12 protein-coding genes are annotated in these 12,717 nt (G+C 65.4%); 7 read left to right on the top strand and 5 right to left on the bottom strand.

All coding sequences use genetic code 11. The features are described 5' to 3' along the window. Positions 1–99 precede the first annotated feature (99 nt). The 6 genes from AABA84_RS33040 to AABA84_RS33015 all read left to right on the top strand — a co-directional run bounded on the left by AABA84_RS33040 (position 100) and on the right by AABA84_RS33015 (position 6,673). A complete protein-coding gene (locus AABA84_RS33040; protein ID WP_338314210.1) occupies positions 100–1,029 on the top strand; it encodes a histone deacetylase family protein in 930 nt (309 codons plus the stop codon). 73 nt (positions 1,030–1,102) lie between these two features. Next, on the top strand, positions 1,103–1,354 hold the full coding sequence (locus AABA84_RS33035) for an exodeoxyribonuclease VII small subunit (RefSeq protein WP_008132970.1): 252 nt from the start codon (positions 1,103–1,105) through the stop codon (positions 1,352–1,354). A 612-nt stretch (positions 1,355–1,966) separates the two neighbouring features. Continuing rightward, the gene (gene dxs, locus AABA84_RS33030) at positions 1,967–3,895 is read left to right on the top strand and encodes a 1-deoxy-D-xylulose-5-phosphate synthase (protein ID WP_028144212.1); all 1,929 of its coding nucleotides are present in this window, start codon (positions 1,967–1,969) and stop codon (positions 3,893–3,895) included. Positions 3,896–4,103: 208 nt separating this feature from the next. After that, positions 4,104–4,658 carry a nucleoside 2-deoxyribosyltransferase gene (locus AABA84_RS33025; RefSeq protein WP_338314209.1) on the top strand — a complete coding sequence of 185 codons (555 nt, stop codon included), beginning with the start codon at positions 4,104–4,106 and terminating at the stop codon, positions 4,656–4,658. A gap of 40 nt (positions 4,659–4,698) precedes the next feature. Continuing rightward, the gene (locus AABA84_RS33020; RefSeq protein WP_338314208.1) at positions 4,699–5,433 is read left to right on the top strand and encodes a TlyA family RNA methyltransferase; all 735 of its coding nucleotides are present in this window, start codon (positions 4,699–4,701) and stop codon (positions 5,431–5,433) included. Next, the gene (locus AABA84_RS33015; protein WP_338314207.1) at positions 5,426–6,673 is read left to right on the top strand and encodes a class I SAM-dependent RNA methyltransferase; all 1,248 of its coding nucleotides are present in this window, start codon (positions 5,426–5,428) and stop codon (positions 6,671–6,673) included. Before AABA84_RS33020 ends, AABA84_RS33015 begins: the two co-directional genes overlap by 8 nt. A gap of 34 nt (positions 6,674–6,707) precedes the next feature. On the opposite strand, the gene AABA84_RS33010 is transcribed toward AABA84_RS33015, so the two are convergent. Genes AABA84_RS33010 through AABA84_RS32990 form a run of 5 tightly spaced genes read right to left on the bottom strand, consistent with a single transcriptional unit; the run spans position 6,708 to position 11,641 of the window. Further along, entirely contained in the window at positions 6,708–7,559 is an 852-nt protein-coding gene (locus AABA84_RS33010; RefSeq protein ID WP_338314206.1) for an ABC transporter permease, read from the bottom strand. 2 nt (positions 7,560–7,561) lie between these two features. After that, positions 7,562–8,410, bottom strand: a complete 849-nt coding sequence (locus AABA84_RS33005) for an ABC transporter ATP-binding protein (protein ID WP_212247721.1) — start codon at positions 8,408–8,410, stop codon at positions 7,562–7,564. Further along, the gene (locus tag AABA84_RS33000) at positions 8,407–9,453 is read right to left on the bottom strand and encodes an ABC transporter substrate-binding protein (protein ID WP_212247719.1); all 1,047 of its coding nucleotides are present in this window, start codon (positions 9,451–9,453) and stop codon (positions 8,407–8,409) included. Before AABA84_RS33000 ends, AABA84_RS33005 begins: the two co-directional genes overlap by 4 nt. 41 nt (positions 9,454–9,494) lie before the next feature. After that, positions 9,495–10,709, bottom strand: a complete 1,215-nt coding sequence (locus AABA84_RS32995) for a CaiB/BaiF CoA transferase family protein (RefSeq protein ID WP_338314205.1) — start codon at positions 10,707–10,709, stop codon at positions 9,495–9,497. Further along, positions 10,706–11,641, bottom strand: coding sequence for a hydroxymethylglutaryl-CoA lyase (locus AABA84_RS32990; protein WP_212247715.1), 936 nt, complete (start codon positions 11,639–11,641; stop codon positions 10,706–10,708). Before AABA84_RS32990 ends, AABA84_RS32995 begins: the two co-directional genes overlap by 4 nt. Positions 11,642–11,732: 91 nt before the next feature. On the opposite strand from AABA84_RS32990, the gene AABA84_RS32985 reads away from it, so the two are divergent. Continuing rightward, positions 11,733–12,641, top strand: a complete 909-nt coding sequence (locus AABA84_RS32985; RefSeq protein WP_246550167.1) for a GntR family transcriptional regulator — start codon at positions 11,733–11,735, stop codon at positions 12,639–12,641. Positions 12,642–12,717: the final 76 nt, after the last annotated feature.

Genomic DNA, 12,717 nt, shown 5'->3' with positions numbered 1-12,717 from the left:
TGCCATTCCCGTTCAAGCGCATAGATTGGGTTTTGCATTGCGTTTTGGCGCCGGATGCGCCAAGCGACGTCGAAAGCCCGCATCCATGAGGCCGACCTGATGAGCACGCTTCTCCTTTCCCACAAGGCCTGCCTCGACCATGTCACCCCGCCGGGACATCCTGAAAGGCCGGATCGCCTGCGTGCGGTGGAGGAAGCGCTGTCGCATGAGCGCTTCCAGTTCCTGGTGCGCGGCCAGGCGCCGGAGGGCGATCTCGATCTCGTCACGCTGTGCCACAACGAGCACTACGTCACCGAGCTGCGCCACATCGCACCGAGCAGCGGGCAGGTCTATATCGACGGCGACACCTCGATGTCGCCGGGCACGTGGGAAGCGGTGATGCGCGGCGTCGGCGGCGCGGTGGCGGCGACCGAAGCGGTGATGGCGGGCGAGCATCGCAACGCCTTCGTCGCGGTGCGCCCGCCCGGCCATCACGCCGAGATCGGCAAGCCGATGGGCTTCTGCTTCTTCGACAACGTCGCCATCGCCGCCCGCCACGCCCAGCGCAAATACGGCATCAAGCGCGCTGCCATCGTCGATTTCGACGTGCATCACGGCAACGGCACGCAGGACATCTTCTGGTCGGACCCGACCGTGATGTATTGCTCGACGCACCAGATGCCGCTGTTTCCCGGCACCGGCGCCACGGGCGAGCGCGGCGACCACGACACCATCGTCAACGCGCCGCTCGCCTCCGAGGACGGCGGGCCGGAATTCCGCTCCGCGTTCGAGAATTTGATCCTGCCGCAGCTCGAGAAATTCAGCCCCGAGCTTGTCGTCATCTCCGCCGGCTTCGATGCGCATTATCGCGATCCGCTGGCCTCGCTGAATTTGCGCGCGGAGGATTATGCCTGGGTGACGCGCAAGCTGATGGATCTCGCCGAGAAGTCCGCGGGGGGGCGCGTTGTTTCGGTGCTCGAGGGCGGCTATGACCTGCAAGGACTGAAAGAATCTGTTACGGCGCATGTCGGCGCCCTGATGGGCGCCTGACAAGCCCGCCACATTAAGCCCGCAAAACCCGCCTTCACTGCAAGGAAAGCGAATCGGGCAATCGGAAACGGATATGGCCGAAAATACTCAAGTCGACGTCTCCAGGCTCACCTTCGAGCGCGCGATCGAGGAACTCGAAACGATCGTGAAGCGGCTCGAGGACGGCAAGGTGCCGCTCGAGGAATCCGTGACGATCTACGAGCGTGGCGAGGCGCTGAAGCGCCGCTGCGAGGAATTGCTGCGCCAGGCCGAGGCGCGCGTCGACAAGATCACCACTGATGCCAGCGGCCAGGCCACCGGCACCGCGCCGCTGGACGTGCAGTAAGGAAGGCCGAGCTTCCCCCTCAGTTTCCCCTGATGGCAGGCCCCGCGAAACTCATCACAGGAGCGTGGCCGCCCGCATCGATTTCATGATTGCACGGCGCTGTCCCGCCAGGCAGCGGGGTCCGTGCAGGCGCATCGATGCCATCCGCTCCGGAAATTCGTCCCTCAGGACCAAAAAAGATCTCATTCAGGCGAAAAAAGCCTGCCATGGAACCCGCCAAGGCTGGAACCCCTTGTCCTGAGCCACAGTTAACCACTCTGGCCCGCCGGTTGCATCTGCATACCCCTAATCGGTCCGGCGGGTTGGCTTTGGCCCAAGCTTTGGTGTAAAGCTGCGCGGAGTGTGGCTTTTTGCAAGCCTTGCGTGGGCAGAGAATTCCGACGACAAGCGCTTCAAACTGCTAATGAAATTGGCTGGGACGGACGAAGCCGATCTAAGTGACAGGGATCACAGAGACTGAACCGGAGCGCACTTAAGCTTACCTAAGCTTGAAGACGGGGCTTGGCCCCATGCAGGTGGCTCCGACGGTTTGAGGACTCGCGCTGCGCCGATATTGTGCAAACCCATCGCGCACCGGAATGACCTTCCGGCGCTGACAAATTGGAAATCGCCGTGAACGCATACAGTAAAACGCCGCTTCTCGACACCATCCGGACACCGGACGACCTGCGCAAGCTCAAGATCGAGCAGGTTCGCCAGGTCGCCGACGAGCTGCGGCAGGAGACCATCGATGCCGTCTCGGTGACCGGCGGTCACTTCGGCGCGGGCCTCGGCGTGGTCGAGCTCACCACCGCGATCCATTACGTCTTCGACACGCCGCGCGACCGGCTGATCTGGGACGTCGGCCATCAGGCCTATCCGCACAAGATCCTCACCGGCCGGCGCGACCGCATCCGCACCTTGCGCACCGGCGGCGGCCTGTCCGGCTTCACCAAGCGCAGCGAGAGCGATTACGATCCGTTCGGCGCGGCGCATTCCTCGACCTCGATCTCCGCCGGCCTCGGCATGGCGGTGGCGCGCGACCTCTCCGGCGGCAAGAACAACGTTATCGCGGTGATCGGTGACGGCGCGATGTCGGCCGGCATGGCCTATGAGGCCATGAACAATGCGGGTGCGATGAACTCGCGCCTGATCGTGATCCTCAACGACAACGACATGTCGATCGCGCCGCCGGTCGGCGCCATGAGCGCCTATCTGTCGCGGCTGTACTCCGGCAAGACCTATCGCACGCTGCGCGATGCGGCCAAGCAGATCAACAAGCGCCTGCCCAAGATCATCGCCAACCGCGCCAACCGCGTCGAGGAATATTCCCGCGGCTTCATGATGGACGGCGGCACGCTGTTCGAGGAGCTCGGCTTCTACTATGTCGGCCCGATCGACGGCCACAATCTCGACCACCTCCTGCCCGTGCTGAAGAACGTGCGCGACATGGAGACCGGACCGATCCTGGTCCACGTCGTGACGCAGAAGGGCAAGGGCTACGGCCCGGCGGAAGCGTCCGCCGACAAGTACCACGCCGTCGTCAAGTTCGACGTCGCGACCGGCACCCAGGCCAAGGCCAAGCCGAATGCACCGGCCTACCAGAACGTGTTCGGCCAGAGCCTCGTCAAGGAAGCACAGAAGGACGACAAGATCGTCGCCATCACCGCGGCGATGCCGTCCGGCACCGGTGTCGACATCTTCAACAAGGCCTTCCCCGACCGCACCTTCGACGTCGGCATCGCCGAGCAGCACGCGGTGACCTTCGCCGCCGGTCTTGCCAGCGAAGGCTACAAGCCGTTCTGCGCGATCTACTCGACCTTCCTGCAGCGCGGCTATGACCAGATCGTCCATGACGTCGCGATCCAGAACCTGCCCGTCCGCTTCGCCATCGACCGTGCCGGCCTCGTCGGCGCCGACGGCGCCACGCATGCCGGCTCGTTCGACAACGCCTATCTCGGCTGCCTGCCCAACATGGTGATCATGGCGGCGGCCGACGAAGCCGAGCTCGTGCACATGGTGGCGACCCAGGTCGCGATCGACGACCGTCCGAGTTCGCTGCGCTATCCGCGCGGCGAAGGCCGCGGCATCGAGATGCCCGAGGTCGGCATTCCGCTCGAGGTCGGCAAGGGCCGCGTGATCCGCCAGGGCAGCAAGATCGCCCTGCTCTCCTTCGGCACGCGCCTCGCCGAGTGCGAGAAGGCGGCCGATGAGCTCGCAGCCCATGGCCTGTCGACCACGATCGCCGATGCGCGCTTCATGAAGCCGCTGGATACCGAGCTGGTGCTCAAGCTTGCCCGCGACCACGAGATCCTGATCACGATCGAGGAAGGCTCGGTCGGCGGTTTCGGCTCGCATGTCGCGCAGTACCTGACCGATCAGGGCGTGCTCGACACCGGCATGGTCAAGTTCCGCTCGATGGTGCTGCCCGACGTGTTCCAGGACCACGACACGCCGGCCGCGATGTACGGCCGCGCCGGTCTCGACGCCAAGGGCATCGTCGCCAAGGTGTTCGAGGCGCTCGGCAAGGACGTCAAGGCCGAGACGGTCAAGCTGGCCTAACGGCCGTTGTCTTCACCTCTCCCGCTTGCGGGAGAGGTCGGATCGCCTCGGCGATGCGAAGCATCGTCCGGCGCGATCCGGGTGAGGGTTCTGGCCTCTCGGGGGTTCTCGGTTGCGGACACCCTCGCCCCACCCCCCCGCAGGCGGGGAGGGAGCAGAGCATGCGCTGCAGCTCGCATCTCGGTTCAAATTCTTCGGCTCGGCTCCCATGAAAATCTATCTGGCAGGCCCCGACGTGTTCCTGCCGGATGCGGTTGAGATCGGCCGGCAGAAGGTCGCGATCTGTGGTCGCTACGGGCTCACCGGCCTCTATCCCCTCGACAACGCCATCGACCTCGCCGCGCCCGACGCCGCGCGGCAGATCTTTTGCGGCAACGAGGCGATGATGGACGCGGCTGACGCCATCATCGCCAATCTCACCCCGTTCCGCGGCGCAGGCGCCGATCCCGGCACCGTCTACGAGCTCGGCTACATGGCCGGCCGCCGCAAATTGTGCCTGGCCTATTCCAACGACGGCGCCGCCTATGCCGACCGTGTCGGCCGCTTCATGGAGGTCACCTCCGAGGACGGGCGGCTGGTCGACGCGCAGGGACTGACGGTCGAGGATTTCGGCCTCGTCGACAACCTCATGATGATCCATGCCCTGGAGCTGCACGGCTGTCCGCTGGTGACGCCGGCCGCGATGCCGATCGACGTCTGGCACGATCTGGCTGCGTTCGAGGCTTGCGTCCGGATGGCGGCCGCGCGATTGATCGCTACATAAGCACGTCAGTCGTCCCAAAGAATCGTCGCATGAGAGCGTGATGTCCCCTGCCCGCAAGCGCGCAGATGTATTGCTGGTCGAGCGCGGCCTGTTCGAGAGCCGGGCGCGGGCGCGCGCGGCGATCGAGGCCGGCCTCGTCACGGCCGACGACAAGCCGGTCGCCAAACCGTCGGAGACGATCGCCGAGGATGCGGTGATCCAGGCCGAGCCCGCGCACCCCTACGTCTCCCGCGGCGGCGTCAAGCTCGCCGGCGCACTGGAGCGGTATCCCATCGAGATCGAGGACCATGTCTGCCTCGACGTCGGCGCCTCCACCGGCGGCTTCACCGAGGTACTGCTGACGAACGGCGCGAGCCTGGTGTTCGCCATCGACGTCGGCACCAGCCAGCTGCATGCCTCGCTGCGCGACCATCCCAAGATCGTGTCGATGGAGGAGACCGACATTCGCAGCTATGAGGGCAAACGGCTGCCGGCACGGCCCGATGTCGTCGTCATCGACGTCAGCTTCATCTCGCTCAAGACGGTGCTGCCGGTGGCGCTGTCGCTGGCCGCAGCACCAATGAGCCTGCTGGCGCTGATCAAGCCGCAATTCGAGGCTGACAGGAAGCACAACAAGAAGGGCATCGTCCGCGACGCCGCCGTGCACCGGGAGATCTGCGACGACATTGCCGCCTTTGCCGCTTCGCTCGGCTGCACCGACATCGAAATATTCCCCTCGCCGATCACGGGCGGCGACGGCAATATCGAATTCTTCCTGGGCGCGCGCCGTGGTTGAGCGTCTCACCATCGACCATGTCGGCCATCGCGGCGACGGCGTCTGCCTCGACGCCGGCGGAGCGATCTACGTGCCCTACACGCTGGGCGGTGAGACCGTCGAGGTCGATCACGTCGTGGGCAACCATCCCGACCGTCGCAAGCTGCTCGCGGTCGACGTCGCAAGCCTGGAGCGTATCGACCCGTTCTGTCCGCATTTCGGCGTTTGCGGCGGCTGCGCCATCCAGCACTGGTCGGCCGAGCCGTACCACGCCTGGAAGCGCGGCATCGTGGTGGAGACGCTGGCGCAGGCCGGCATCGATTGCGAAGTCGCGCCGCTGGTCGATGCTCATGGCGCCGGCCGCCGGCGCGTCACGCTGCACGGCCGCTTCGGCACGCATGATATCCTCAAGGTCGGTTTCTCCGCGACGAGCTCACACGACGTCATCCCGATCCATCGCTGCCCGATCCTCGATCCTGCACTCGACGGCGCGCTCGATGCCGCCTGGGCGCTGGCGGAGCCGCTGACGTCCAAAATGCCGGTGACCAAGCCGCTGGACATCCAGGTCACCGCCACCGCCAACGGCCTCGATGTCGACGTGCGCGGCTCCGGCCCGCTGCCGACGCCGCTCGTCACCGCGCTCTCGCGCGTCGCCGAGCAGCACCGCCTGGCGCGGCTGACGCGGCATGGCGAATTGGTGCTGCAACGCCTGGCGCCGACAATAAAGATGGGCCGCGCAGAGGTGACGCTGCCGCCGGGCTCGTTCCTGCAGGCAACCGTCGCGGGCGAAGAGACGCTGGCAGCGCTCGTCGCGGAACGCATTGGCAAGGCCAAGGAGGTTCTCGACCTCTTCTGCGGCGTCGGGCCGTTCGCCTTGCGGCTCGCCGAAAAAGCGCGCGTCACCGCCTATGACAACGACGCCGGCGCTGTCGCAGCGCTGGCAAAAGCCGCGCGCACGCCGGGCCTGAAGCCGATCAAGGCCGAGCCGCGCGATCTGTTTCGCCGCCCCCTGGTGCCGCCGGAGCTGCGCGACTTCGACGCTGTGGTATTCGACCCGCCGCGCCAGGGCGCGCAGGCGCAGGCGCTGAAGCTCGCCGCGAGCAAAGTGCCCGTCGTGGTCGCGGTGTCCTGCAACGTCGCAACCTTTGCCCGCGACGCGCGGCTGCTGATCGACGGCGGCTATCGATTGGAGGCGGTGGTGCCGGTTGATCAGTTCCGGCACACGCCGCATGTCGAGCTGGTGGCGCGGTTCAGCCGGTGACGTTGCACGCGCCCGCTCACCCTCGTCCGGGCCGCTATGCTGACTGCTCGAATTGCGGCTGCCATCGCAACAAATAGGACTGCAGCGAGCGCACCGCGATCGCCAGCAGGATGCCGACGAACATCATGACGAAGATCGCGACCATCATCTCGCTGGCATTGGCGCGCGCCTCCGCTTCGATGATGAGCTTGCCGAGGCCGCGCTCGGCGCCGATGAACTCGCCGACGATGACGCCGATCAGTGCAAAGGAGACCGCCGGCAAAAGCGAAGCGAACACCCAGGCGAGCGCGGACGGGATCACGACGGTCCGCAGCACGGTGAATTCGCTGGCGCCGAGCAGACGGGCGGCAGCGATCTGGTCGCGGTCGACCGCACGCGTTCCCTCGAAGGTGTTGAAGAACACCACGAAGAACACGACGAGCCAGGCGGTCGCGATCTTGGAGAGATCGCCGAGGCCGAAGATCAGGATGACGAGCGGCACCAGCGCAATGCGCGGTATCGAGTTGAGCGCAACGATGTAGGGCCCGAACACGCGGGCGAGGAAGTCCGAACGTCCGAGAATCAGGCCGGCCGCGATGCCGCTCGCTGAGCCGAACAGAAAGCCCCACCAGGTATTCTTCAGCGTGACGAGCGTGGCGAGCCACAGATTGTTGTCGTTGCCCTTGATGCAGGCCGCAAAGCCGCCGGCATCAGCGAAGCAGCCGAGCCGCAGAAAACTTTGCCAGATCAACGACGGCTTGGCGACGAAATAGGGATCGAGGATTTTGGGCACGTAAGCCCTCGGCAGCAGCGCCTTGCTCCATTCGAAGCCCCACTGCCAGATGACGAGAACGGCTGCGAGAATGGCCAATTGCCAGAACAGGATCACGATGCGGCTGTTGGACATGGTCAGTCGGCCCTGGTGCGGCGGAATTCTTCGCCGAGGGAGTGCCAGATGTGAGAATAGAGGCGGCCGAATTCGGCGCTCTCGCGCACGGAAACGGGATCGCGTGGCCGCGGGATGGCGACGTCGAAGTCCTCCTTCAGGCGCCCTGGCCGTGCCGAAAGCAGGATGATACGGCTCGCCAGCGTCAAGGCCTCGCCGAGATCGTGCGTCACGAACAGCACGGTCTGCCGCTCGCGCTCCCAGATCTCCAGCAGCGTCTTGTGCATCTCCAGCTTGGTGTGGGTGTCGAGCGCGCCGAACGGCTCGTCCATCAGCAGGATCTCGGGCTCGAGGATCAGCGTGCGCATCAAGGCGACGCGCTGGCGCATGCCGCCGGACAGCATGCGCGGAAAGCTCTGCCCAAAGCCCGAGAGCCCGGCCTTCTCGACCGCCGAAGCGACGCGGCCGGCGCGCTCGGTCTTCGGCAATCCCGCGATCTCCAGCCCATAGCCGATGTTCTGCTCCACAGTTCGCCAGGGAAACAGAGTATCGCGCTGGAAGACATAACCGACCCTGGGGTTGACCTTGCCGGTCTCGACGGTGTCCTGATCGATCAGGATGCGTCCGCCAGAGCGCGGCAACAGCCCCGCCACCATGTTGAGGATGGTGCTCTTGCCGCAACCGGACGGGCCGAGCAGCGCGACGAACTCGCCCTGCTTGACATCGAAGGAGACGTCATCCACCGCCACGAACTCGCGGCCGGACGCGTTGAAGCGCTTGGCAAGCCCCTGCACGGCGATGCGGGTGCGTGCCGCTGTCGCTTCATCCTCGCCGCGCGCGAGCGCGAAGCCCTGGCCCGGCGCGGCGATCATTTGTACTTCGCCCTGGCCGCCTGGAGGAAGCTCATGTCGACGACATCCTCGTATTTGGTCTCGGGAATATCCGTGCCCTTGCGGTACCAGGGCTTGGCGCCGCGTTCGAACGCGGGCTTGTCGATGGCGCCGTCATAGGCCCAGGTCGACTTGTCGAAGCCGAGCTCGGCACTGACCGCATCGGGGTCGATGCCGGAGAAATATTTCGGCGTGACCAGCGCCTGCACCTCCGCGAGCGGCGTCGCCTTCACGAACGCCATCGCGCGGTAGATCGCATTGACGTAGGCCTGCACCAACGCCTTGTCCTGCTCGACCGTATCCTGGAGCGTGTAGATCACGAGCACGGGCAGCGCGCCGCCGAAATCCTTCTCGAACACGCCCGGCTTGGACGTGTCGTAAATCGTCCTGCCAAAGCCCTTCTTCTCGACCTCGACGATCCAGCTCGGCGGCGCCATGATGGCGTCGAACTGCTTGGTCTGGAGCGAGGGGAACATCGTGTTGGGCCCGCCGCCCGCGACCCAATTCACCTTGTCGCCGAGCCCGCGCGCTTCGAACACATAGGTGCCGAACACCCAGGTGCCGGAGCCGATGGCGGTCGCGGCAACGATCGGCTTGGCGCCGTCCGCCCGCTTGTAGTCGGCAAGCTTCTCGACCGAATTGATGCCGCTGTCGTAGAGGTCCTGCCGGACCATGATGTTGGCGTAGGAGCACACCATCTCGGTCGCGAGCAGGATCTTGCAGGGCTTGCCGCGCGCCCCGAGCTGAAGCGGGTGGCTGGCATCGCCATGTGCGAACAGTGCCTGCCCTGCCGCCAGCGTCTGGCGACCGAATGTGCCGGCATTGCCGGTGATGAGCTTTGAATCGAGCCCCTCGTCCTTGAAGTACCCCTTCAGCTCCGCAATCATGCCGATGGCGTAGACCGGCGATACCGGCCCGAACGCAAGCGAGACCTGCTTGGCTTCCGCGTGCAATCGTCCCGGCAACAGCGATGCTCCCGCCCATGCGGAGCCAGCGATCACCGCCTGGCGCCTGGAAATGCTCATGTGCTCCTCCTCCCTTGTTTCTTGTCCGATACGCCGACCGGTCAGGTCGGCGCGACCTTGATCGTCCCTGCTCGTCGCAGCGTGTCGATCTCGTCCGAAGACATGCCGATCTCGCGCAGGATCTCGCCGCTGTGCTCCCCGATCTCGGGTGGATTGTAGCGGTTGGGCAGACGCCTTCCGTCCATGGAAATCGGCAACAACGGCGTCTTGGCCTCGTTACCGTCGGGCAGCCGAATGGCGGTCAGGCCGCCGGACTGGTTAAGATGCGGATCATCGAAGAGATCGCCGGGCTTGTTGACCGGCGCATAGGGAAGATCGAGCTGCTCGAGGCGCGCGGCAAGATCGGCCTTGTCCCACTGCTTGAAGATCTTCGCGATCTCGGGGATCAGCCAGCCGCGATGATCGACGCGGTCGTTGCTCGTCGCAAAGCGCGGATCAACGAGCCAGGCTTCACGATCGAAGGCGCGGCAGAACGCCTCCCATTGCTCTTCACCGACGATGGTGACGAACAGCTTCGAGCCGTCCCTGGTGTCGAAGAGATCGTAGACCGGCCATGGGCTATCCTTGATCGAATACGGGATCGACGGCTGGCCGCTGACCACCTCGCACATCATGGCCTGCGCCATCAGGAACACGTTGTTCTCGTACAGCGCACTCTGGATGTAGCGCCCCCGGCCGGTCCGCTGCCGCTCGGCCAGCGCAGCCTGGATCGCGATCACGCCGAACATGCCGCCCATGACATCGTTGACCGAGGCCCCGGCACGCATCGGGCGGTCAGGCAGGCCGGTCATGTAGGCAAGGCCCCCCATCATCTGCACCACCTCGTCGAGCGCAAGGCGGTTCTCGTAAGGCCCAGGAAGATAGCCCTTGAGCGAGCAATAGATCAGGCGTGGCGCAAAAGCCGCAACGCTCTCGTAGTCGAGGCCGATCCGCTTCAACAAGCCCGGCCTGAAATTCTCGATCATGACGTCGCTGCTCTCGATCAGTCTCCGCGCGACCTTCTGGCCTTCCGCGGTCGACGTATCGAGCGCGATGCTGCGCTTGTTGCGGCTGTAGGTGGCGAAGAAGCCGGCAGCGGGGCCCTTGAAATAGCGAGTGCGGTCGCCTTTAGGCGGCTCGACCTTGATCACGTCGGCACCGAGATCGGCGAGGATCAAGCCGCAGCTCGGCCCCATCACCATCTGACTGAACTCGATGACACGAATGCCGGCGAGCGGGCGAAGCTCCGATGTGGTCTCGCGCGCCGCCGCCGTCATGCCGCCCTCCGCAGCACCTTGGGGATGCCGGCCTCGTGCAGGTGCCCCGTCAGATGCTGTGCGGGGATATGGCGGGCGAGGATCTCGCGCGTCTGCATCAGACGGTCGAGGTCGATGCCGGTGGAGAGGCCCATGCGCTCCAGCATGAACACGAGGTCCTCGGTGACGATATTGCCGCGCGCGCCGGGAGCAAAGGGACAGCCACCGAGGCCTGACACGGCGGCGTCGAAACGGCGGATGCCGGCTTCAAGACCGGCGACGGCATTGGCAAGGCCGGCGCCGAGCGTATCGTGCAGATGCAGCCGCAACGTCATTTGCGGCCCGACCTCGCGCCGCACGGCCATGACGATCTGGCCGATCAGCTTTGGGGTGGCGTAACCAACGGTGTCGGCAAGCCCGATCTCGTCGGCACGGGCTTCGGCAAAGGCGCGCGCCACACGGCACACGGCTGCTTCGCTGACCTCACCTTCGAGCGAGCAGCCGAAGGAGGTGGAGATCGCGCCCATCAGCTGCGGACGCTGGTCCGCCGGACGGGCGTCGATCGCGGCGCGGACCGCGCGAAATCCCTCGATCTGCTCTTCGATGGAGCGACGCACATTGGCCTGGTTGTGCGTCTCGCTGGCCGAGATGACGAAATAGACGGCGTTGACCCCTGCGGCGATGGCGCGCTCGGCGCCCTTCGGGTTCGGCACCAGCGCGCCGATGGCCGCGGATTTGTGCGTGAGCGCGTGCGCCATCACCGTGTCGACATCGGCGAATTGCGGCACGATCTTTGGCGGCACGAACGATCCGGCATCGATCTCGCGCACGCCGGCAGCGGCGATCGTGTCGATCAGCACGCATTTGGCTTCGGTCGGGACGAAGATGTCCAGGTTCTGGAGACCATCGCGGGGGGCAACCTCGCAAATGTGGACGTCGGGCGCGCGCGCCATCGGGCTCTCTCCCTGGGTCGATTGTATATTGTTGCGTAAAAGAACAATCCATGGGACAGTCTGTCAAGCCCTAAAACTTGCGTGCACTGCAATGAGCGCATCCGACAGTTCCCGACAACGCAGCGACAAGAATGGTTCCGAACGCGCCGAGCACCTCGCCGGACTGATCATGGCGCTCGCCCGGCGCGACGGCATGAAGGCCGGCGACCGCTTGATCGAACAGAGGCTTGCCGATGCGCTGGACCTTTCACGCGCGCCGATCCGGCTCGGCCTCAAGGCTCTGGAAGCTGCGGGTTTGGCGCGCGGCGAGCCACATCGCGGCTTTGTGCTGGCCAAGAATCCCACCAGCAGCGCAGCCCAACCGGCCCTCGCGGCAGTCAGCCGCAGCGAGCAGGTCTATGCGACCATCGCAGGCGACGTGCTTGCAAGCCGGTTGACGGCCGACGTCACCGAGGCGGAGCTGATGCGTCGCTATGGCCTCAGCCGGGCCGAGCTGCAGCGGCTGCTCGACCGGATCGCTGCCGAGGGCTGGATCGCACGCCTGCCGGGCTATGGCTGGCGCTTTGCGGAGACGGTCTCGAGTCCCGAAGCCCAAGCGCAAGCCAAGGCGTTTCGTGCCGTGATCGAGCCGGCGGCGATCGCGCAGCCGGGTTTTGCCCTGCCGCAAGAGGTGATCGTACGGCTGCGCGAGCGCCAGCAGCGCGTGTTCGAAGGCGAGCTCGAGAAGATGACGATCGGCGAGGTCTTTCACTCCGGCTGCGAATTCCATGAGGAGATCATCCGCGGCGCCGGCAACCCCTTCTTCCTCGAAGCCCTCAGGCGCGTGAACTCGATCAGACGCCTGTTCGCCTATCGCAGCTTCGCCGACCGCGACGGCATGCGGCGGCACGTGCGCGAGCATTTGCGCCTGCTCGACGTTCTGGAAACCGGGCGTTACGCCGAAGCGGCGGAGCTGATGGCCAAGCACCTGCAACGGCCGCTGGTGGCGGGCTTGTCATGATGCTCAAGCCAGGATTGCCTGGACCCGCCGTCCGATCTTGATTCCGCTCAATCGTTCTGGCGCCCGTTGGTGCTAG

The sequence above is a fragment of the Bradyrhizobium sp. TM239 genome (assembly GCF_036247985.1).
GTDB classification, from domain to species: domain Bacteria; phylum Pseudomonadota; class Alphaproteobacteria; order Rhizobiales; family Xanthobacteraceae; genus Bradyrhizobium; species Bradyrhizobium ottawaense.
The sequence above is the reverse complement of the archived record's forward strand: the minus strand, read 5'-3'. Positions and strand labels throughout refer to the sequence as shown.